Source organism: Bacillus sp. B1-WWTP-T-0.5-Post-4 (assembly GCF_009183795.1).
Taxonomy (GTDB): domain Bacteria; phylum Bacillota; class Bacilli; order Bacillales; family Bacillaceae_G; genus Bacillus_A; species Bacillus_A cereus.
Genome location: NZ_WEIJ01000002.1, coordinates 285,717 through 307,959, shown reverse-complemented (window position 1 = coordinate 307,959; position 22,243 = coordinate 285,717). Strand labels below are relative to the sequence as shown.

Here is a 22,243-nt window from a genome sequence, read left to right as displayed (position 1 = left end):
ACAATGTGAAGGATATCACAAAACATGCTTTCCTAATGAAGGCATGTTTTTTTGTTGTTTAAGAAAAGAAGTGTTTTTGTATAAATAATCTAATTATTACTTAAAAAGGGAAATTTATTTAGTATAATATATAATATGTTTATTCTAGGGGGAGTATCATGAGGGGATTAAAAGTTGTTGGAATTATAGCTGGAATTACTATAGTAGGCTGTATAGCTTTCTTTTCAGTGAAGGAATATGTCAATTCCAAAGAAGACTCTAATTATGTGCTAAATTATATAAAAGAACATAAGGATGATAAAACAACTTCTTTAATTGTTAAAAGAAATGGTGAAACATTGACATCAATAAATGAAAAAGAAAAACTACCGCTAGCAAGTATGTCGAAAATCGTTATAGCAATTGAATATGCTAAGCAAGTAGCTGAAGGGAAAATAAGAAAAGACGAGCAAATTTCATTGAAAGAATTAGAAAAATACTATGTGAAAAATACTGATGGTGGTGCACACCCTGCATGGCTAGATGATGTAAAAGTTAAAGAGTTAGTGAAGGGTGGTCAAACTTCTTTAGAAGAAGTAGTGAAAGGAATGATCCATTATAGTTCGAATGCGAATGCATCATATTTATTGGACAAGCTTGGAGCAGCGCGGATAAATGAAAGTTTGAAAGAGTTAGGCTTAAATAGTCACGATGAATTTTATCCAACGTATACAGGGGCATTATATATGAGGGGCTATGTTGAAAAAGAACTGCATATTCCTCAAAATAAAGCATTGGACAAGCTACGTAATATGTCTAATGATGAATATGTTAAGCATGTATGGCAAATACATGAATGGATGAAAGACGAGAAAGAATGGACAAAACGCGAGATATCTTTAAAAGCCGATATGGACTTTCAGCGTATTTGGTCAGATCGGTTTATAAGTGCAAATGCGAAGGATTACATGAGTTTACTGGAAAAGATAAATAGCAGAAATTATTTTACACCACAAATGCAAGGTGAGATTGAGAATATATTTAAAGGAACCGTAGGAGAGGGTATGTTCGAATTTGCTGGACAGAAAGGTGGTTCTACGGCATTTGTATTAACAAATAGTTTCTATGGTACTGATAAAAAAGGGAATAAGATTGAGATTGTCTTTATGATGAACAATTTGAGTGAAAAAGCATTTGAAAAACTTCTAAGTAATATGGATTACTTTATTCGAGATATTGTCATAAGTGAGGAATTCAGAAATAAATTATAATGAAATAATTTTATTATGTAAACAAAAGAGCGCTTATGCAAAGTGCTCTTTTGTAATACAGGATTTTCTAATCTTATTATTGAATATAAATTGAAAATAAGAAAGGAGGTTGAAAAATGACAACAATATATTTCGTTCGCCATGCCCATTCTACATATACAAAAGAAGAACGGGAACGACCTTTATCTGAAAAAGGGCACTGTGATGCAGAGAATGTAACACATTTATTAAAAGATAAACATATTGATGTTGTTATTTCTAGTCCGTACAAAAGAGCAATCCAAACTGTACAAGGAATTGCGAATACATATAAATTATCAATACAAACAGAAGAAGATTTGCGTGAAAGATTATTGAGCACAGAGCCAGTATCAAATTTTAATGATGCTATGCAGAATGTGTGGGAAGATTGGAGTTTTGCATACGAAGGCGGAGAATCGAATGATATCGCACAAAGGCGCGCTGTAATATGTATGCAAAATATATTAAAACAATATGAAGGTAAGAATATTGTAATAGGTACGCATGGAAATATTATGGTATTACTCATGAATTATTTTAATTCGAAATATGATTTTGAGTTTTGGAAAACACTTCATATGCCTGATGTGTATAAATTAAATTTTGATAAAAATCGTTTCATTTCTGCTGAAAGAATAGAGAAAACAGGTCATCGGTTAAATATTTTGTAAAAGTTTATCAAAAAAAGAGGAAAGAGAGAAGTTATTGTAGAAGTATGACTTTGTAACATAAAAAATATATGTTAAAGGAGGCTGTTTACATGTTTGAGAAAGAGAAAGAAGGGCTTATTGAAGTTCAAAACGTATATGAAATTGCACCAGAAGATGGAACAATCATTGGTATGGCAACGGAAGAAGAAATGGAAATTGCTGCTGAACTAGAGTTACAGTACTATGCCCATTCTCGTTTGTTAGAAGCAAATATTCAGTTAGACGGTTCCTCCTACAAAGAGTTACTTCAGGAGTTCCAGGAGTACGAAAGAAAATCAATGAGCTTTTGGCGAGCGATACATAAACGTTTAGCTGTGCCATGGGCGTGGGTACTACGTATTGATGTTGCGAATGGCCCTATATATGTAAGTAATGGAAGTTCATATTACGAAGAAATCGATGATGAAGAAGATTATGAATAGATAAGTAAGGAAGCAGCTTTAGTTGCTTCCTTTTTTGATATGTAAGAAATGAATCGCCTCAATAATAATATCTGGTCGATCATTTTCTATGCCGTGACTAGCATGTTCGGCAAGAATATATTGGCTGTTAGTTGAGAGGTGTAATTGTTCGTGAATTAGTTCTTGCCACATTGCTTCAAGTCGTGTTGCTTCCTCTTTTGGCATGCCACCATTAGTCAATTGAGTAATAGAATATTGAGGATCTCTACCGATAACGATTAATGGTATTTCTAATGTTTTACATAGCTCTTTTAGTGAGAGAGCACAGTTTTTCCACGCCGATAGTTCAGAAGCTGTCGCTTTATATAATGAAGGCGAGGTAGAGAATTCAATTTGCTGTTTTGATTGATCGGTGAGAATAGGTTTTAGTTCATTATAAAGTGTGTCTACATCCATTTTGGAATATATATTATATTTTTGAAACCAAACATCATCAGAATCAGTTTGATCAGAAATTGGTAAATGAAGTTCATCTAAACGGTGTAAGTTCATCGAAGTAGAATCAACTAAAATAAGTGCTTGCAGCTTATCTTCATGTAACATCGCAAAATGTTGTGCACATAATCCTCCATAGGAATGACCGATTAGAATAAATGGTTCTTGAATAGCTAGTTTGTTTAGTAACATATGTAGCTCTTTTGTAACTTGCCTTATTGTACGCGGCTGATTGCCTAAATCACTTTTTCCGTAACCTGGGCGATGGTATGAAACAACTGTAAAGTGCTCTGAAAGCTTTTCTATAATAGGAAACCAATCATAAAATGAGCAAGTCATTCCGGTTTGAATGACTACAGTTTGTTTACCATCTCCTTTTATATGTACTTCTATATTTTGCCCCATTATTTCTACAAATTTATGAATGTTAATTCCTCCTAAGCTTGAAATAATTTTTGACAAGCAAAAACGATACACCAAACACCTATACCAAGTAGGACAGATGTACTAAGTGTAAATGAATTTTTTAAACCAATATAGACAATAAATAATAGTAGTGCTGATGCGGGGAATCCATATAATACCCCTAAAGCAAATTGACTCAATTCTTGTTTATTTCCGCCTTCGAATGAAATCCAAAATAGACTAAGTAAACTCACGAGAGGAAGGGCAGCAATAAAGCCACCTATCGTACTGTAGTGTTTAGCGACTTCAGTGATAACGCCGATAATAAGTGCCGAAACGATTACTTTAACGAGGAAATGCATATTTTGCCTCCTTCGCTAATAAGGAAAATGCTTTTTCAATTAATTGTTGTTCTTCTTTTGATAACTGTGATTCTAATATTTTTATCTTTTCTTTATCTAGTAAAGTATGTTTTTCTAATACTTCAATTCCTTCAATTGTTAATGTAAGGTTTACCACTCTTTCATCTTTTTTATTTCTCTCTTTAACGATGAAACCCTTTTGAATAAGGCGTTTTATATGTTCAGATGCTGTGTTATGAGAAAGACTAAGCTCAGTAGCGACTTTTCCAATTGTTATATCTTTCTCACGAGAAACGATTTGTAAAATACGAATTGCTTGGTGGGAAAGATTGTCCTCGTATTCGTATCGTAAGTGATAATAAATGCTCTCCCAATGTTGATTAATGTTGTTCATAATAATAAATCCCCTTTTTATATCGTATAGTAAGATATATTCGTCATTTTAGAAATAAAACCCTTTTATTTGGATAAAAAATGTTGAAAAAGTTTATTTTTATTGAAATATAAGGTAATCTATGTGTAAAGGTATACATTTAGCAAGAGAGAGGATGATAGCTGTGAATACATTCAAATGGATTAGTCATGAACAGATGTATGTAGATGAAATACATGTTGAAAAATGTGGTCCTCTTTCAGTCGGCGTATATGGGGGAAATCAAGAGAGTGATGCATATGAACGAGGAGATGCGGTGCTGGCTTGGTGGGATCCTGAATTACACTTTGAATTTGTTATGATTTTTGATACACATCACAAAACAAAAAATATAGATTATATAATAGAAGCGATTTCGGAAAGAAAAGAAAAACTAAAAGAGTTATTCTCATATCCAATACATTTAGCTTTTCATCATACACATATGTACTTATTAGCGTTATTTACAGATGAGTTATTTATTAAAAAGTGTGATCAAGATGATGAGGAACTCGCTTGCTTAATTTGTTTACGAAAAGGCGAATTTTTATATTGGTTATCAGTTGGTGATTGTTTCGCGTATTTATTCCATTCTGAGAAAACGAAAAATGGAAAAGGACGATTAAATAAACGGAAGAATTACGAATATATTGGCAGGAAAAATATTTTTGCAGCAAATACACCTTGCTTTACGTCGGGTGTAAGAGGATTAGAAAAAGGAATGAATCACATTGTAATGGCAACGGACGGTATTTTAGAGTGTGATAAACGAAGGTTTGATGATGATCAATCTTTAGTAGAAATATTACATGACGGGAATAGCTTGCAGATTGAGCCAGTATTAACAAATGTACTGCAGTGGAAAGGTAGAGATTGTGCCACGATTATTGGGTGGTCTATTGATACTGATAATAAACAATGTGCTAATTAATATAAAAGGAGTTCAAGGCTTTTATCCTTGAACTCCTTTTTGTTAAACAATATGAATATGATATGTTTTTAACCATTCATTTACTTGTAGCATATACTCCATGGCACTTCTTGCCTCAAAATTGTTAATCTCTTTATTACTTTGATCAGCAATTGAAAGTAAGATGGAATGGTTAATAAGTGAGAAAATAGGATTGTTTTTATTACTACACATATCAAGTGTTAAATTACGGATTGTTTGTAAGTAGTGTGGATCTTGTGAAGTTGGATAAGCGCTTTTTCTTCTATTACGTACATCGTCAGGTAAAGCTGGTTGTAGTGCTCTACGTAAAATGCCTTTTTCAATATTATCAATACTTTTTATGTTGAAAGGAACATTCCATAAATATTCAACTAATCTATAATCGCAAAACGGTACACGAACTTCAAATCCAACAGCCATACTCATACGATCTTTACGGTCAAGTAAGAAAGGAAGGAATCTTGTTAAAAATAAATAAAACATTTGGCGTTGTTTCGCGGATTTTTTACTTTCCCCTTCAAGAGTAGGTACTTCAAGTATCGCTTCTTGGAATCGTGTATCAATATAGTTTTCTAGATTACATTGGTTACTTACTTCATTTAGTAGAAGAGGAGATGTATTTTTCCAATTTGTTAGCCAAGGAAACTTATCTACATATAGTAATTCTTCTTGATGAAACCAAGGGTATCCACCGAATACTTCATCAGCCGATTCACCGGATAAAGCTACGGTCGCATCTTTTTTCATTTCGCAAAATAGTAAATATAGTGAAGTTTCCATTTCACCAGCACTCGGTAAATCTTTCGCATGAAGGGGAACGAATAAGTGATTTGCTAATTCTTCAGCATTCACAATAATATCATGATGCGCTGTCCCGACATGTTCAGAAACGCGTTTTACCCAAGGAGCGTCTAAACCAGTGCGAGCAAATGTCAGCTCGAAATCTTTTGCACTATTTACAAAGTCAACGGAATACGTATGAAGTGTTTTATTTTCCGCAGCAAATTCTTTCCCCGCAAGTGCAGTAATCCCGCTAGAGTCTAATCCACCTGATAACATACAGACGAGAGGGACATCGGCAATTAATTGTCTTTTTACTGTATCTTGTAAAATAGATAAAATATGCGAAGATGTATCTTCTATAGAGTCTGTATGGAACTTACTTTCTAAATTCCAATACTTCGTAACTACTTTTTTATGACGTGTAAACGTTATACAATGTCCAGCACGCACTTCTTGAATATGTTTAAAGACGCCACATCCAGGAGTTCGAAATAAGCCTAATCCAAATATTTCATTTATGCCATCCGCATCAATTTCAGCAGGAACAGATGGATGCGCTAATAATGCTTTTATTTCAGATCCGAAAATAATGCTGTCATTTCTTTCTGTGTAAAAGAGTGGTTTTACACCTAAATGATCACGCGCTAAAAATAATTGTTGCTTCTGATCATCCCATAAGGCGAAAGCGAAAATTCCGTTTAAATGTCGTACGCAGTCTTCTTTCCATTCTAGATAAGCATGTAGTAACACTTCTGTATCTGAATGGGTTTCAAATGCATGCCCACATTTTTGAAGCTGCTCTTTAAGTTCACGGAAATTATAAATTTCTCCATTATAAGTAAGAGCATACGTATAATCACCAGCACGGAATGTCTTCGGCTGTGTACCGCCTTCTGGATCAATTACAATTAAACGCCGGTGTGCAAAGGCCGCATGAGGTGAAAACCAAAATCCTTCAGCATCTGGACCACGATGCTGAATACTATTTGCCATCTTTTTTAAAATAACATGTTGATTTGAAAGGTCTTTCTTCCAATCTACCCAACCTGTAATTCCACACATACACATCTCATCTCCTAAATTAAAATAGTAGATTAACGAAATAAAATGTACACCAAGTTAAAAAATGACTATATAAATAGTGTACTACATGAATTAAATTACAGACTTGAGAAAATTTTCTTTGAACGCATAGTTATATGAGACAATGGCTAAGGGAAAGTATTCCATTACATACAAAAAATAAAAAAGATGAGAGAAAAAATTTTCTCAGACGTTATATAGGATGTAAAAGCTTTTACAAAACAATAAGGGGAATCGCTACATGAAATCAAATGAGAAAAATTTTATAAAAAGATTACAGCGGCAAAAAGAAGACGCGTTAGAATTTGTTGTCGATACATACTTACCACTCATAAAGGGGATCACGCATAAAGTTCTACTCCCAATTCAAAATGATGGACTCATAGAGGAATGTATAAACGATATATTTCTTTCCATTTGGAATAACGCAAATAAATTTCATGGAGAGCCGAGTGATTTTAAAAAGTGGATTGCAGCGATTGCGAAGTTTAAAGCAATTGATTATTACCGGAAATCGACTAAAACAGTAGAAATCATTTCAGATGAGTTTTATATTAGTACAGAAAAATCAGCAGAAGACGAATTAATCGTTATGGAAGATAGGGAAGAATTATTGAAGCTCATTAATCAATTAGAACCGCTAGATCAAAAGGTGTTCATTATGAAATATTTACTTGGTATGAAGACAGAGGAAATAGGTGACAAGTTAGGATTAACCCGGGCAGCAATCGATAATCGAGTGTACCGGGGAAAAAAGAAACTACAACAAAATGCTACGAATATTAGTTTTGGAGGTAGTGCAATATGAAAGACATTTATGAACTATTAAATGATATTGATATAGACGAAAAAGAACTAGAAGAAATTGAGGCTTCTGAAATTGAAAAGGAAAAAGTAAAACGAAATGTAAAACAATCGATACGTACGAAGAAAAAGATGAAAAGTTGGAAAAAAGGTGTCGCTGCTGCATCTATTTTAGTAGGATTATCAGTTGCAACTCTTGGTATCGGTTTTCCTACATATGCTGGAGGGTTGCCAATTGTAGGTGACATATTCCGATTTTTAGATAATGGTAGAACGGGGTTATATGAAAACTCTAAAACTGACGCAGGGAAGATAATGGAGTCTCATTATAATTATAAACAATACACTACAATACTAAATATGACAAAAGAAAGCAAGGGAATAAAGATAACGATTAATGATGCCATTTTTGATGGGAAGACAGTATCAATAAACTATTCTATAGAAAGTAACAGAGATCTTGGCGAAAATCCAAGTACGTTGGATTTTTTAACTATTAAAGGAGCAGGTACCCAATCAGGTAGCAATAAAATTACTAAAGTCGCAGATAGAAAATATACAGGTTTAATAAAAACAAGTAGCGATCTAGTTGGTAGTAAAGAAACTATAGTGAATGTTGAATGGAATGTACAAAGTATAGCCATTTTAGAAACTGAAGAAGAGATAAAAGGGGATTGGAATTTTAATATTAATCTAAAAGGAATAGAAAATAAAGAGACATTGATTGGAGGTAGTACAGAAAAAGATGGTGTCAAAGTAAATATGGAGAGAATGGAAATAACACCAATTTCGTTTATTCTATATTACAACCAAGAAGTATCTCAAAAGATAAGGGGTGTATGGGATGGAGTGGATGTCGATTTAGAAGTGAGAGATGATTTAGGTAATCAGTATTATGGAGAAGGAAATGGAGGTTCAGGTGAAGATTCTTATAATTTTAATTGGAGTAAAACATTCCAACAACTTAATGAGAACGCTACTAAGTTAATAATAACACCTCACGTTAATTTAAGAATCCACAATCCTGAAAATTATGGATCGGTAACAATAGTTGAAGGACAAGTAAAGGAGCGTTTTGTACCTCGAAGATTGGGAGGCAATAAGGGTATTGTATTAGATGATATTGTCATTGATTTAAAGAAATAAAAGAGAGACTGCCTAAAATCATTTAGGCAGTCTTTTTTCGTTAAGAACTAGTGACGAGTAGTGCATGCGGATGCTGCGTTTTATATTCATCTTTCCACGGAATGTTTAGTTGTTCCCACGATTCGCCGCTATCATTGGATTGAAACAACCCATTGTTATTTAAAGTGTAAAATGTATGTGGTTCTGCTTCGTTTGTAGCAAACATCGAAATGACTGTACCGATTGCAGATGGTAGTCCTTGTTGTACTTGCTGGAAAGGAGTATCTTTCGTTTTTCGATAAATATAAGATTCATAAGGGATACGATGATGAGCGAGATCAGCACTTGGTGCGGCAGAAACGAGAATCGTATCACAATCAGCTGGATCAATTGCCATGCTGTATAAATAATGATGTTCAAGTCCTTCACTACATGAGATCCAGCTGTTTCCATTGTTATAACTTTCAAGATATGCACGATCAGGTCCGCCCATAAATCCGTCACCACATGATGCATAAAGGCGATTTGGTGCTTCAGGGTGCATAAGCAATTGATGTGCATCGATAGGGGCACCGAATTTTTTATCAATCCATGTATGCCCTTTATCGTTACTTTGAATAACAGCACCAGCTTCGATTGAAACGTGTATTGTATTAGGGTTGTTTGGGTCAACTGTAATCCAGCGTACGTGATGGGTAAAAGGTCTAGGCGGGAAAGCCCACGTATAAGAAGATAATAATGATTTCATATTTTTAAGTTCAGTCCACGTTTCACCACCATTTTCAGAGTGAAATAAAGCGCTCGGTTCTGTGCCGACATAAACGACACCATATCCGTTAACTTGTTCATTTGAGCTTATTGTTATGGAAGTGATAGAGGAGTGCAAAATACCATCTTCTTTAGGGAAATCAAAGTAACGATAAGAATCTCCAATGGGTCTCCATGAATCCCCGCTATCGTCGCTTAACCATAGACCTCGTCCAAATGTTCCGCAATATACACGGTTTGGGCGGAACGGATCAACAGCGATACAGGTAGGTTGCATATTTTGTAAGTGGTAAGTCGTTTCATAGTTATCATATTGTTCTTTCACTACAACAAGTTCACGTTCCATACAGAGAAATAAACGTTTCATTTTAGTAACCTCCTTAAAAATTCTTTCATTAGTAAACAATATGAAAATAAAAAAGAAGTAGTCTTGTTTTTATTTGAGAAAAAGGGATTATCTAAAAAGTAGCGAAGTGTGTATACAGAGGAAGCGGGCGTTTACAATCAGTCGATTCGGGATAAAGATGGGGAGTTTGTTTCATACTAACATACAGATATTGTACTTAAAGGAGTATAAGTATGGGACATTCGCATGATCATGGTCATTCAAAAAATAAAAAGGCATTACTAATTGCCTTCCTACTAACAACAAGTTTTATGATTGCAGAAGTTGTTGGTGGATTTGTAACAAATAGCTTAGCACTACTATCTGACGCGGGGCATATGCTAAGTGATGCAGTATCTTTAGCTTTAAGTTTACTTGCGTTTAAGCTCGGAGAAAAAACAGCAACAACTGCGAAAACATACGGGTATAAGCGGGTCGAAATGTTAGCAGCATTATGTAACGGTGTCGTTCTTATTGTCATTTCGGTATACATTTTTATTGAAGCAATCCGTCGTTTTAAAGAACCAGTTGAGATTGCTAGTAATGGGATGCTCATTATTGCAGTCCTTGGTCTGCTTATTAATATTTTATCAGCTTGGATATTAATGAGAGGCGGAGATGTGAAAGGTAATTTGAATTTAAGAAGTGCTTTCCTGCACGTACTAGGCGATCTATTGGGTTCCGTCGGAGCAATCATTGCTGCGTTACTTATTAAATTTTTCGGATGGACTGCTGCAGATGCGATTGCTAGTATTCTTGTGTCTATTTTAGTCATTATTAGTGGATGGCGTGTAACACGTGATACGGTTCATATATTAATGGAAGGTGCACCACAGCACATAAATGTTGAAGAGGTAAAAAGTACGTTATTAAATATTCCGATTGTCAAAGAAGTTCATGATTTGCACATATGGTCTGTCACATCAGATTTTCAAGTATTAACATGTCATCTTATTATTAAAGGGAATGAAACGCAAAGTGTATTAAAAGAGGCTACGTATGTATTAAAGGAGAAATTTCATGTAGAACATGTCACCATTCAAGTAGAAATAGATGGTGAATTTCATCACGATGAGACAACTTGCAAAGTATGAAAGAAAAAGGATAAGAAAAAGTGTCATAACATTTTTCGCACGGCATACATATATATAATGTGGCCACAAATACTTTGCAAGGTAAATATTTCATGAAATTACTTTACTTATAAAGAGTCATCTTTTATAATCAAAAGTGGTAATTGATAAAGATTATCATTTTCAATGATTGTAGAAAGGAGTTTTTTAAAAGATGAGTAGTCAACTCCGTTTTGCTGTTGAAAATCGTAAGAGGCATTTAATTGATGAGTTAATTGGGGCAGGTGTGTTTAAGATTCGCGACCGACAATTATACGAGCTGTCTTTAGAGGAATTGGAAAAAGAGTACGAAGATATGGAAGATTATGCAAATGTTCAGGCATAGCTATATAGATTAGTAAAAGGAGAGCTGGTTACGATTTTGTGTAACCAGCTCTCCTTTTATTTCGTAGAAATTATTTTTTGTATTTCTTTCATGGGACGGAGCCAGTTTTGGGTCATTATTTGTTCCATTTGTTTTTCGTCCTGCTTCTGTAATGCTTGAATGATAGAGTGATGTTCTTCAATAGATTGACTTGCTGGAACAAAGTTTTGGAAAAACAAATATTCAAGACGTAAAACGTGAAGTTGCATATTTTCTAAAAAGGGTTCAATATATTGGTTTTTAGCAATAGAAGAAATTGTATTGTGGAATTGTATATCTAATTCTAAAGCTTGTTTTGCGTTTTTTTTCTCTATAGAGTGCTGAAAATGATCATTTATTTCAGAAAGTAGTTGAATATCAGCGTCTGTAATGTTTTGAAGAGCTTGCTTTCCTATAATAGAGTGAAGACCAGCCATCGTTTCATAAATGATAGATACGTCGTCTAACTTAATAGGAGCAATTTTTGTTTTTTGCCCTGGTACCATTTCCACTAATCCAGAAAGCTCTAATATTTGAAGTGCTTCTCTTACAGGTGTTCTGCTTACTCCTAGTGCCTCAGCCAATTCCCCATCATTAATTTTTTCATTGGGCTTCAGTACACCTTCAATAATCCAATTTTGTAGTTGATTTAAAACGAGTGATTTTGCTGAAATTCTTCCTGGTTTTTTATAATTTTGAGGGACAGGCATAGTGAATTCAATCCTTTCATTGTATATTTTCCTTTTTTGCATGAACAAGCTTTAATTTTTGTTTCCCTTCATCCGGCTTTTGGCTTAAGATGAGCACCATTACAATGACACAAAAAGCGCCTAATAACTGAAAAGATTGAAATGGCACGTGCAATATAAGTACAGAAGAAATAATAGCTGCGAGTGGTTCTGTGCAACCAAATAATGTTGTTTCTTTCGGAGTCAGGTATCGTATGCTGTCTAAGTATAAATAAAAGGCAATAAGTGTCCCGAAAATGACGACAAATGTGATGAGCGGTAGGGTACTTAGTTTTACATATTTCATAGTTGATAATAAAATGAATTCGTTTGTAGAAATAAAGTGTACAATCGTTACACCAATACCCCCAATAATCATGCCCCATCCAACGATAACGGAGGAAGACCATTTTTCTAACAATTCCTTTGAATATAAACTATAAAAAGCGAGAGATAATCCAGATAAAATACCCCAAATAATAGCTGGTGTAGAAACAGCCAAGTTATGAACAGACCCGTTTGTTAGTAAGAGAAAAGTGCCTACTAATGAAAGGGTAATTGAAATGAAATCAATTTTTGATGGACGAACGTTCCATTTGAAAAGTAAGTATACAGTGATGAATATAGGAGCTAAATATTGTAATAATGTTGCCACGGCAGCATTTCCTTCTTTAATTGAAGCGAAATACGTATACTGTACAGCAAGCATACCGAATAGACCAAACAAAATCATTTTAATAGCATCAGATTTTTGTTTCCAAATGCCAAATATCTCTTTTTTTCTCGTTCCGAATGAGGAAATAATGAGCAAAATAATTCCAGATATAAGTAAACGGATCGTAACTAACCATTCGGTTGAAACATTGTCATATTGAAAAAGTTGTTGTGCAGCTGTACCAGACAAGCCCCATAAACAAGCACCGATTATGACCATTATAATTCCTTTTAATCGATTTGAATCCATATGATCTAAAATTCTCCTTTCTAAAAATACAAATTGAATACAATATGCAATATATCACAGAATGACTCATTAATAAACTGAAATTTCTGATTTTATTTTTTTATGTATAGTAAAATATTGTAGAGGAGGGGGAGGATATGTTAGCTGGATTTTTAGTTTGTTTATTTGTTGGGTTACTTATCATTTTTTTAGGGTATCAAATACATGTGAAAAAGAGGTTGTTTTTGTTAGCAGGATATCAAGAAGAAACGTTTGTTGGAGATAAAAATAAATTAGCGAAGCTTTCAGGAGCATTTTCTTATATAGTTGGAGTTGCTACTATAATATTACCGCTTGGCTTAGAAAAAATAGGGGGGGTAGTTGGTATCGTATATGCTATATTAATTGTTTTAGGTACAATTGTATTTATAATTAAAGCAAACCTATTAAATAAGAGTGCTATAAAGTAAAAAGGCTTCATTCTACTGAAGCCTTTTATTAATTATTATGAAGTATAAGTAAAAGCCGGGATAGGATCAATAAATGTATTCCAGTTTTGTTTCATTTCTTTCTCTGTTAATAGACAACTATCTAATGATTGTTCAATTAAAGAACGGTTCATATCAATTCCGATAAATACGAGTTCGGTTATTCGATCTCCATATTGTTTATCCCAGTTTTTCAATACTTCTGGTTCTTCTGTAATCATTTGATTTCTTTCAGTTTCAGGTAATGCCGCTATCCACTCACCGGCTCCTTGAATTGTAATAGAGGAACCTGCTTGAGATAGAAGCCCTATCATATTATTACGAGATGCCAGCCAGAAGAATCCTTTCGCTCTTACAACATCTAAAGGCCATTTTTCTAGCCAATTCATAAGGCGCTTGGGATGGAAAGGATATTTGCGGCGGTAAACAAAGGAATTGATACCGTATTCTTCCGTTTCCGGTGTATGATGGTCACTATTTAATTCTTGTATCCAGCCGGCCGATTGACTGGCTTCTTCATAATTAAATAGATTTGTGTTTAAAATTTCTTGTAATGGTACTTTGCTAAACGAAGATTCAAGAACTTTTGCATTAGGATTTAATTTTTTTAGTAAATGATGAAGCTCTATCACATCTTCTTTTTCTAGCAAATCTATCTTATTAAGAATAATTACGTTTGCAAACTCAATTTGATCTATTAATAAATCAATAACTTCCCGGGTATCATTCTCATCGATTGCTTGTTTTCGGTCTAATAAACTTTCTCCATCTGCAAAATCATCCCAAAATCTATTTGCATCTACAACTGTAACCATCGTATCGAGGCGACAATTTTTCGTTAAATCAATGTTAAGAACTTCGTCTGTATAAGTAAACGTTTGAGCAACTGGAATAGGCTCACTTATACCAGAAGATTCAATAATAATATAGTCAATATCACCATTTTCCACAAGACGATTCACTTCTATCATTAAATCTTCTCGTAGTGTACAACAAATACAGCCATTTTGAATTTCTACTAGTTTTTCCTCCGTACGTGAAAAACCACCCTTTTTTATAAGAGATGCATCAATGTTTACTTCGCTCATATCATTAACGATAACAGCTACTTTTAAGTTATTCTTATTAGTCAAAATGTGATGTAGTAAGGTAGTTTTTCCAGATCCTAAAAAACCACTTAATACAGTGATAGGTACTTTTTTCATGAAATGATCTCTCCTTTAAATCGTAATGATTACGTTTTATAATAAACGATGGGAAAAGAAAAATCAATAATAAATCATAATGATTACGATTTAAGAATAGAAATAGACTATAAAATTTGTGCTGTAGTATGAAGCATTTGGACAAGCACATGTTTACATATAAATAAAATGGAGGCGAGAAGCTTGGTCTTTAATAGAGTTTCAAAAGAAGTAGTAGGCATAGCTCTTATCGCTATGTTTCTCTTTTTATTATTTTTTGTAGATTTTACAAGTCTAGTAAATTTGCATAAAAATATGCCGCAGGAATGGTTGAATGTGAATACGGTATTTTTAAGTATCATTTTTGAAGCAATACCTTTTATTTTATTAGGGGTCATTGTTTCTTCATGTATTCAAGTGTTTGTGACGGAAGATATGATTCAAAAAGTAATGCCGAAATCTCCAATTGTTGCAATGATTCCAGCAGTATTTGTGGGAGTTCTTTTTCCAATGTGTGAATGTGTCATTATACCAATTGTAAGAAGGCTCATTCAAAAGGGGTTACCACTTCATGTAGGCATTGTTATTTTAATGAGTGCACCCATTATGAATCCAGTCGTTCTTTTATCTACTGTATATGCGTTTCCAAAAAATGATTACGTTGTATATGCACGCTTTGGGATAACAATTCTAGTTGCTCTATTCATAGGTCTAATTGTGTATTATTGCTATCGCGAAAGAAATGTTTTAAAAGACGTAGAGGTTTCAGTTCAAACAAGCAAAAAAAAGAGTTGGAAAGATGTTATGAATCACACTGTAGATGAGTTTTTTGATACTGGTAAGTATTTATTGATAGGTGCTTTTTTAGCAAGTGTATTTCAAACGTTTTTTGATCGGAATGTACTGGATGTAGTAGCACATAACGAAGTAATTGCTCCCGTTATTATGATGGGATTTGGTTATGTTTTATCAATTTGTTCTGCAGCCGATGCTTTTATAGCCGCATCTTTTGGACATGTTTTCTCGGTAAAGGCACTTCTCGCATTTCTTGTGTTTGGGCCTATGCTTGATATGAAAAATACGTTAATGCTATTTGCGTATTTTCAAAAGAGATTTGTATTCTTTTTGATAGGAATTGTCATTGTATCTGTGTATACCATTCTGCAAATCATAATGTTATAGGAGGTGAGAAAGAATGGAGAAAGAGGAGCAGAAGGCGTATCATCGCTATATACGTGGCATTATTTTAATTGGTTTAGCAATGCTCTTATTTAAACTACTTGTAACAGGGAATATTTATAATTTTATCGCTCCAAAAATGATTAAATTTACGTATATAGCTTTTGTAGTAATTTTAATTTTTGGTATTGTACAAGTTTGGGGAGATGGAAGAGAAAAACAGCATGATTGTAATTGTTGTAAACATCATACAACATCAAAATCAGGGATAAAAAGTTTCTTTGTATATGTTTTATTTGTTGTTCCGATAGTTAGTGCTTTTCTCTTTGGAAGTGTAACAATTGATGGAAGTTTAGCAGGAAAAAGGGGTATGAATCAAAGTGTACAGTCGAGAAGTCTGGAAAGGAATGAAAAAGAGGGGGAACAGGTTAATTTTGATGGGCGAGAAGTATCCGTTGATCCAGAAGAAACATCAAATTTATCAACGACTTATAAAACGGAAGAGCAAGTAGTAAAAAGTATGTTAGGACAGCGTAAACTACAAGTAAAGGATAAGGACTATGTTCAAACAATGAATGTAATTGGTCAAAATGTTAATTGGTTTAAAGGGAAAGAAATTACATTCTTAGGGTTTATATATAAGGATAAAGATGTGACGGGTAATAAAGTAGTAGTGGCTCGATATGGCATAACTTGTTGTATTGCGGATGCATCAGTCTGGGGGATGATTGTTACCGGGAAAAATATTGAAAAAATTCCAGAAGAAACATGGGTGAAAATAACAGGATTATTAGATGAAACGACATATAAAGGAACAGTCTTTCCACTTGTAAAAGTAAACAAAATCGAGAAAATTAATAAGCCAACTGATCCATATGTATATGATGCTTTACCTCAATAGAAAAGAATAAATTCTTCATATTTTCATGAAATAGAATCATAATCATGGCAATAAAAAAATAAAGATAAGAGTAATTTGGTTTGTTAAAAATATGTGCAGAAGGAGTTATGCGATGAACTGGGTTACTCATAAACCATCATTTGAATTTGAAACATTTAGTCCTATTATTCGGTCACAATCTGCTTGGAGTGGACATTTAGATTTTGCATATGACTTAGTACGATTTGAAAAACCAGAAACTTTAGTTGAGTTAGGTACACATTTAGGAGCCTCCTTTTTTAGTTTTTGCCAGGGAGTAAAAGATGGAGGGTTATCGACTAAATGCTTTGCAGTAGATACTTGGGCTGGAGATGGGCATACAGGTCCATATGGAGAAGGGGTTTTTCAAATAGTAGAGAAAGTAGTGAGCGATAACTACCTTAATATAGGAAATTTAATTCGATCTACTTTTGATGATGCTGTAGACCGGTTTCAAGATGAAACGATAAATCTTTTGCATATTGATGGCTATCATACGTATGAAGCTGTTTCTCACGATTATAATACATGGATACCGAAAGTCGCGAAAAACGGTATTGTATTATTTCATGATATTGAAGTTAGAAGTAGTGATTTCGGCGTGTATAAGTTTTGGGATGAGGTAAAAGCGAAGTACCCTCATTTTCAATTTGCGCATTCATATGGACTGGGAGTGTTATTTCCGAAGGGTTGTAGTGATAAGTTTGAGGAAATACTTAAAAATAAAGAAGAAATACAAAATATGTATAAATAAAGGTAGGGCATGCATCATTTTAATGATGTGTGCCCTATTTTTGTGTGGGAAATTATGGTGTTAATTAAAAAGTTAAGATAGTTGTAAAAAGTTTTGTTGCAGCAAATATTAAAAAAGTTAGTATGGGATTGTTCTTTGTAAATAAAGTGAAGCTTTAATACGTTCATGTCAATCCGGGATTTTACAGTAGTTAATTTCTTAACTAATTGCTTTGCACTTACTGAATTTTAAGGCGGAGGTCTTATTGGCCGGAAATATCGGGATAAATAAAAATACAACATTTTTTATATTTTTCATTGCGAAAAACGTAATCTACTTTTACAATAGAAAGGGTTGTGAATATATTATACTGGAAAAATAAATCGAAATAATATGAAAATTTTGTTTTGTCTTCGCTAATTGTATATTACATACATGTAAGACGACATACGTCATGTTATCGACTTGTAAGGAGAGAAAAAAATGAAAAGTGTAAGATTACCATCGATGCTAGAAATCATAGTTCTTTTATTACTATTTCTTGCTGTTGTCTTTTCCTTCCAAACGATTTTTGATCTCCCAATTCAATTAGCGCTATTTATTTCATGGTTTTTAGTAATTGCGCTTGGATTAAGATTAGGATTTCGTTATCAAGAATTGCAAGATGCAATTACGAAAGGGATTTCTAACGGATTAGAAGCAATACTGATTTTAGTTGCAGTAGGTGCTTTAATTGGAACATGGATTGCTGGTGGGGTAGTACCAACATTAATCTATTATGGATTAGAATTTATTCACCCTAGCATATTCCTATTAGCAACATTAATTATTTGTTCTATAACTTCTATCGCAACAGGAACGTCTTGGGGAACAGTGGGAACAGCAGGTATTGCTATGATGGCGATTGGTGAAGGACTTGGTTTACCACTTCCGCTTGTTGCTGGTGCAGTTCTTTCAGGAGCTTATTTCGGCGACAAATTATCACCACTTTCTGATAGCACAGTTCTTGCAGCTTCTATGGCGAAAGTAGATGTTATTGCTCACGTTCGAGCTATGCTCGTATTAGATGTTCCGGCTTATATTATTACTAGTATTATGTTTACTGTAGCTGGTTGGATGTATGGCGGCGATAATGTAGATTTGAATCGAGTAGAATTTTTAAAAGAAGCTTTATTAAAGCAATTTGATATTAAAATATGGATGCTTGTTCCGGCGGTCATTGTTATCGTTCTATTAGCGATGAAGAAACCGTCTATGCCAACAATTGCAATGGGAGCTTTAATTGGTGCAATTTGGGCAACTCTTTTCCAAGGGATGAACTTTGGAGAGGCGATTGGAACAGCTTATAACGGATTCTCAATTCAATCTGGTGTTGAGTTTGTTGACAAGTTATTAAACCGTGGTGGAATTAACGGCATGCTTGGCTCAGTAGCCGTTATTATTTTCGGTTTAGGATTTGGTGGATTACTTGAAAAACTAGGTGTTTTAAAAGTAATCGTATCAAAATTTGAGAAGAAATTAAATTCTGCAGGTAATGTAACATTGTCTACATTAATCGTGGCATTCTTAGCTAATATATTTGGTTGTGCGATGTATGTATCACTAATTTTAACACCAAAAATTATGGAAGATAGCTATGATAAATTAAAAATAGACCGTCGTGTATTAGCGCGTAACTCAGAAGTAGGTGGAACGTTAACTTCAGGTATGGTTCCATGGTCTGATAATGGTATTTTTATGGCTGGTATTTTAGGTGTAGCAACGTTCTCATACGTTCCGTTTATGTGGTTAAGCTTCGTATCGTTAATTTTAGCAGTTATTTACGGATATACAGGCAAATTCATCTGGTATGTAGATGATGCAGATAAAGGAAAGCAAGCATCATAAAATAAAAATCACCTTCTACAATATGTAGAAGGTGATTTTTTTATTTTTTAATAGCATTTGCTAAAGTAATTTCATTCTCATATTTAGCAATTTTTTGTTGTATCTTTTTTAAGTTTTTTTCAGTGTCTTGCATGAGCTGTAAGACATTGGTCTCCTGTTGTTTCATTAATTCTAACCTTTGAAGGATGGTAGATTCTCCTTCCATAGACCAGTCGATAAATTGTTTTATTTTTTGAATTGGCATACTGGTGTTTTTTAAACACAAAATCATTTCTAAATATTTCAGTGCTTCTTCATCAAAAACTCGATCTCCTTTTTCGTTTCTTTGCAGAAAAGGAAACAGTCCTTGTTTATCGTAATAACGTATTTGAGAAATAGTTAAATGTTGCATTTTGGCGACTTGCCCAATTGTATAATACATATCATTCATCCTTTTATTACCAAGGTATAATGCCATCTTTGTTAAGTATTTTACCATTATAGTTTGTTTCACTTAATGCATATTTAATAATAATTTTAGCACTTTCAGTGGTTGTATGGCCACCGGGGGAATTTCCATTAAGATCCGTAGTTGTAAAACCAGGAGTTACCCCAAATACTTCTGGACCGTTAGTGGCAAATTCTTTACTAAAAGCTAATGTTAAAGCATTAATAGCTGTTTTGGAAGAATTATATCCTAGTGTATTAATTGGATGTGTTTCACCATTAGCAAACATTGTTAGTGAGGCCATGTCAGTTGTTACATTTAGTATTTTACTGTTGCTCGAATTCTTTAATAATGGTAAAAAGGCTTGCATCATTTGGAAAGTTCCAAAAAAATTAACTTCAAATCCTTGGCGTAAAGTTTCAATATTTAATTCACTAGGTAGTATATTGAAGTCTAGCGCTATGCCTGCGTTATTAATTAATAAATGTAAGTGGTCAGTCGTTTCGTAAATTTTCTTTGTTGCTTCTTGAATGGATTGTGAATTTGAAATATCTACTTGAATATAGGAAACGTTTGAAACATTTAAAGATTCTACGGCTTGTTGTCCAAGTTGTTCATTGCGAGCACCTAAAAATACGTGATAATCTTTTTCTGCTAATTGACGAACAAGTTCATATCCAATTCCTTTATTTGCACCTGTTATAAAAGCATATTTTTTCATTTTGAATTCCTCCAGTAGTGTTATAGTAGGTTACAATGGAAAGGATACAGCCTAAACTTAAGTTTAGGTCAAGAGGAATTTTTTAAAATAAATATAGAATATCTATATATAAGAGTGAGAATTCTTATCATTTAAGAGAAAGTCTGTTATTATAAGAGATGTAGGTATTATATTTTCAAGGGGATGAAAACATGGAGTACAGAATTGAAAGAGATACATTAGGAGAAATAAAAGTTCCAGCTGATAAATTATGGGCAGCACAAACACAACGTAGTAAAGAAAACTTTCCAATTGGAACAGAGCAAATGCCGCTTGAAATTGTAAAAGCATTTGCAATTTTAAAGAAGAGTGCAGCACTTACCAATCAAAAATTAGGAAAGCTATCAGAAGAAAAAGCAGAAGCAATTGTTGCAGCAGCTGACGAAGTCATTGCAGGGAAATGGAATGAACATTTTCCGCTTGTCGTATGGCAAACAGGTAGTGGTACGCAGTCAAATATGAATGTGAATGAAGTAATTGCAAATCGTGGGAATCACATTTTGAAAGAGAAGGGATCTGAGGTACATATTCATCCGAATGATGATGTGAACATGTCACAAAGTTCAAATGATACATTTCCAACGGCGCTTCATGTAGCTTGTGTAATCGCAGTAGAAAATCACGTATTACCAGCAATTACGAAATTAAAAGAAACTTTAGCAGAAAAAGTAACTGCATTTGAACATATTATAAAAATTGGTCGTACACATTTACAAGATGCAACGCCGTTAACTTTAGGGCAAGAAATTAGCGGATGGCACCGTATGCTTGAAAAAACAGAGCGTATGATTGCAGAGAGTAATACATATATGAAAGAGTTAGCAATTGGTGGAACTGCGGTTGGAACAGGTATCAATGCTCATCCTAAATTTGGTGAGATGGTATCAGAGGAAATTAGTCAATTTACAGGTAAACAATTTGTTTCTGCACCAAATAAGTTCCATGCATTAACGAGCCATGATGAAGTTGTATATACTCACGGTGCATTAAAAGCATTAGCTGCGGATTTAATGAAAATCGCTAACGATGTACGTTGGCTTGCAAGTGGTCCACGTAGTGGTCTTGGAGAAATTATTATTCCAGCAAATGAACCGGGAAGCTCTATTATGCCAGGGAAAGTAAATCCAACGCAAAGTGAAGCATTAACGATGGTTGTAGCGCAAGTGATGGGGAATGATGCAACAATCGGATTTGCTGCGAGCCAAGGTAACTTTGAGTTAAATGTATTTAAACCTGTTATTGCCTATAACTTCTTACAATCAGCTCACTTATTAGCGGATGCAATTGTTTCGTTTAATGACAATTGTGCAGTTGGTATTGAAGCAGATGAAGAAGTAATTAATGAAAATGTGAATCGTTCACTAATGCTTGTAACAGCGCTAAACCCACATATCGGATATGAAAATGCAGCGAAAATTGCGAAGCATGCTCATAAAGAAGGGTTAACTTTAAAAGAAGCAGCATTGCAATCTGGGCTACTAACAGAAGAGCAATTTGATGAAATTGTAGATCCAAAGAAAATGATTGCTCCAAAAGAGTAATAGAGAAAGCCAAGGTTCTTAG

The 22,243-nt window shown here is 33.9% G+C and carries 24 protein-coding genes; 14 read left to right on the top strand and 10 right to left on the bottom strand.

What is annotated here, in order from left to right; genetic code table 11:
• The first annotated feature begins 158 nt into the window (after positions 1–158).
• The 3 genes from GBN91_RS07150 to GBN91_RS07140 all read left to right on the top strand — a co-directional run bounded on the left by GBN91_RS07150 (position 159) and on the right by GBN91_RS07140 (position 2,403).
• Positions 159–1,250, top strand: coding sequence for a serine hydrolase (locus tag GBN91_RS07150; protein ID WP_044306861.1), 1,092 nt, complete (start codon positions 159–161; stop codon positions 1,248–1,250).
• 116 nt (positions 1,251–1,366) lie between these two features.
• A complete protein-coding gene (locus GBN91_RS07145; protein WP_000208265.1) occupies positions 1,367–1,942 on the top strand; it encodes a histidine phosphatase family protein in 576 nt (191 codons plus the stop codon).
• A gap of 89 nt (positions 1,943–2,031) precedes the next feature.
• Positions 2,032–2,403, top strand: coding sequence for a hypothetical protein (locus tag GBN91_RS07140; RefSeq protein WP_000461779.1), 372 nt, complete (start codon positions 2,032–2,034; stop codon positions 2,401–2,403).
• Positions 2,404–2,421: 18 nt separating this feature from the next.
• Here GBN91_RS07140 and GBN91_RS07135 read toward each other — a convergent pair whose 3' ends face one another.
• From GBN91_RS07135 to GBN91_RS07125, 3 genes are read right to left on the bottom strand one after another with little or no spacing between them, the layout of a single operon-like run.
• Entirely contained in the window at positions 2,422–3,354 is a 933-nt protein-coding gene (locus tag GBN91_RS07135) for an alpha/beta fold hydrolase (protein ID WP_016122241.1), read from the bottom strand.
• Positions 3,315–3,644, bottom strand: a complete 330-nt coding sequence (locus GBN91_RS07130) for a DUF3147 family protein (protein WP_000545640.1) — start codon at positions 3,642–3,644, stop codon at positions 3,315–3,317. Before GBN91_RS07130 ends, GBN91_RS07135 begins: the two co-directional genes overlap by 40 nt.
• Complete coding sequence (locus GBN91_RS07125; RefSeq protein ID WP_001059785.1) at positions 3,628–4,038, bottom strand: MarR family winged helix-turn-helix transcriptional regulator; 411 nt, start codon at positions 4,036–4,038, stop codon at positions 3,628–3,630. Before GBN91_RS07125 ends, GBN91_RS07130 begins: the two co-directional genes overlap by 17 nt.
• Positions 4,039–4,159: 121 nt before the next feature.
• On the opposite strand from GBN91_RS07125, the gene GBN91_RS07120 reads away from it, so the two are divergent.
• A complete protein-coding gene (locus tag GBN91_RS07120) occupies positions 4,160–4,987 on the top strand; it encodes a PP2C family serine/threonine-protein phosphatase (protein ID WP_002023784.1) in 828 nt (275 codons plus the stop codon).
• A 42-nt stretch (positions 4,988–5,029) separates the two neighbouring features.
• Here the strand turns inward: GBN91_RS07120 and asnB are convergent, their stop codons facing one another.
• On the bottom strand, positions 5,030–6,853 hold the full coding sequence (gene asnB, locus GBN91_RS07115) for an asparagine synthase (glutamine-hydrolyzing) (RefSeq protein WP_152121358.1): 1,824 nt from the start codon (positions 6,851–6,853) through the stop codon (positions 5,030–5,032).
• 262 nt (positions 6,854–7,115) lie between these two features.
• Here asnB and GBN91_RS07110 point away from each other — a divergent pair, with 262 nt between their 5' ends.
• Together GBN91_RS07110 and GBN91_RS07105 are read left to right on the top strand one after the other, a co-directional pair.
• Positions 7,116–7,682, top strand: a complete 567-nt coding sequence (locus GBN91_RS07110) for a sigma-70 family RNA polymerase sigma factor (RefSeq protein ID WP_016122244.1) — start codon at positions 7,116–7,118, stop codon at positions 7,680–7,682.
• Positions 7,679–8,824 (top strand): DUF4179 domain-containing protein, encoded by a 1,146-nt coding sequence (locus tag GBN91_RS07105; RefSeq protein ID WP_152121357.1) that lies wholly within the window; start codon positions 7,679–7,681, stop codon positions 8,822–8,824. Before GBN91_RS07110 ends, GBN91_RS07105 begins: the two co-directional genes overlap by 4 nt.
• A gap of 40 nt (positions 8,825–8,864) precedes the next feature.
• Here GBN91_RS07105 and GBN91_RS07100 read toward each other — a convergent pair whose 3' ends face one another.
• Positions 8,865–9,938 (bottom strand): WD40/YVTN/BNR-like repeat-containing protein, encoded by a 1,074-nt coding sequence (locus tag GBN91_RS07100; protein WP_152121356.1) that lies wholly within the window; start codon positions 9,936–9,938, stop codon positions 8,865–8,867.
• A 212-nt stretch (positions 9,939–10,150) separates the two neighbouring features.
• Here GBN91_RS07100 and GBN91_RS07095 point away from each other — a divergent pair, with 212 nt between their 5' ends.
• Both GBN91_RS07095 and fbpA read left to right on the top strand, forming a co-directional pair.
• Entirely contained in the window at positions 10,151–11,050 is a 900-nt protein-coding gene (locus GBN91_RS07095) for a cation diffusion facilitator family transporter (RefSeq protein ID WP_000510034.1), read from the top strand.
• 193 nt (positions 11,051–11,243) lie between these two features.
• Positions 11,244–11,414, top strand: a complete 171-nt coding sequence (fbpA, locus tag GBN91_RS07090; protein ID WP_000098303.1) for a Fur-regulated basic protein FbpA — start codon at positions 11,244–11,246, stop codon at positions 11,412–11,414.
• A gap of 56 nt (positions 11,415–11,470) precedes the next feature.
• Here the strand turns inward: fbpA and GBN91_RS07085 are convergent, their stop codons facing one another.
• Positions 11,471–12,142 (bottom strand): GntR family transcriptional regulator, encoded by a 672-nt coding sequence (locus tag GBN91_RS07085; RefSeq protein ID WP_002023787.1) that lies wholly within the window; start codon positions 12,140–12,142, stop codon positions 11,471–11,473.
• A gap of 16 nt (positions 12,143–12,158) precedes the next feature.
• On the bottom strand, positions 12,159–13,124 hold the full coding sequence (locus tag GBN91_RS07080; protein WP_000378080.1) for a DMT family transporter: 966 nt from the start codon (positions 13,122–13,124) through the stop codon (positions 12,159–12,161).
• 137 nt (positions 13,125–13,261) lie between these two features.
• Here GBN91_RS07080 and GBN91_RS07075 point away from each other — a divergent pair, with 137 nt between their 5' ends.
• Positions 13,262–13,573, top strand: coding sequence for a DUF3784 domain-containing protein (locus GBN91_RS07075; RefSeq protein WP_006923259.1), 312 nt, complete (start codon positions 13,262–13,264; stop codon positions 13,571–13,573).
• A 35-nt stretch (positions 13,574–13,608) separates the two neighbouring features.
• Here the strand turns inward: GBN91_RS07075 and GBN91_RS07070 are convergent, their stop codons facing one another.
• Positions 13,609–14,796 carry a GTP-binding protein gene (locus GBN91_RS07070; RefSeq protein ID WP_006923257.1) on the bottom strand — a complete coding sequence of 396 codons (1,188 nt, stop codon included), beginning with the start codon at positions 14,794–14,796 and terminating at the stop codon, positions 13,609–13,611.
• A 168-nt stretch (positions 14,797–14,964) separates the two neighbouring features.
• Here GBN91_RS07070 and GBN91_RS07060 point away from each other — a divergent pair, with 168 nt between their 5' ends.
• The 4 genes from GBN91_RS07060 to nhaC all read left to right on the top strand — a co-directional run bounded on the left by GBN91_RS07060 (position 14,965) and on the right by nhaC (position 19,493).
• Positions 14,965–15,957, top strand: coding sequence for a permease (locus tag GBN91_RS07060; protein ID WP_002023790.1), 993 nt, complete (start codon positions 14,965–14,967; stop codon positions 15,955–15,957).
• 13 nt (positions 15,958–15,970) lie between these two features.
• Positions 15,971–16,855, top strand: coding sequence for a TIGR03943 family putative permease subunit (locus tag GBN91_RS07055; RefSeq protein WP_078385194.1), 885 nt, complete (start codon positions 15,971–15,973; stop codon positions 16,853–16,855).
• Between the two features lie 112 nt (positions 16,856–16,967).
• Entirely contained in the window at positions 16,968–17,627 is a 660-nt protein-coding gene (locus tag GBN91_RS07050; protein ID WP_001104667.1) for a class I SAM-dependent methyltransferase, read from the top strand.
• 462 nt (positions 17,628–18,089) lie between these two features.
• Positions 18,090–19,493: a Na+/H+ antiporter NhaC gene (gene nhaC / locus GBN91_RS07045; RefSeq protein WP_000843992.1), complete on the top strand. Its 1,404-nt coding sequence runs from the start codon at positions 18,090–18,092 to the stop codon at positions 19,491–19,493.
• Between the two features lie 40 nt (positions 19,494–19,533).
• On the opposite strand, the gene GBN91_RS07040 is transcribed toward nhaC, so the two are convergent.
• Both GBN91_RS07040 and GBN91_RS07035 read right to left on the bottom strand, forming a co-directional pair.
• The gene (locus tag GBN91_RS07040; RefSeq protein WP_016122254.1) at positions 19,534–19,914 is read right to left on the bottom strand and encodes a MerR family transcriptional regulator; all 381 of its coding nucleotides are present in this window, start codon (positions 19,912–19,914) and stop codon (positions 19,534–19,536) included.
• A 16-nt stretch (positions 19,915–19,930) separates the two neighbouring features.
• Positions 19,931–20,641 carry an SDR family NAD(P)-dependent oxidoreductase gene (locus GBN91_RS07035; protein WP_006923251.1) on the bottom strand — a complete coding sequence of 237 codons (711 nt, stop codon included), beginning with the start codon at positions 20,639–20,641 and terminating at the stop codon, positions 19,931–19,933.
• Positions 20,642–20,832: 191 nt separating this feature from the next.
• On the opposite strand from GBN91_RS07035, the gene fumC reads away from it, so the two are divergent.
• On the top strand, positions 20,833–22,221 hold the full coding sequence (gene fumC, locus GBN91_RS07030) for a class II fumarate hydratase (protein ID WP_000456633.1): 1,389 nt from the start codon (positions 20,833–20,835) through the stop codon (positions 22,219–22,221).
• Positions 22,222–22,243: the final 22 nt, after the last annotated feature.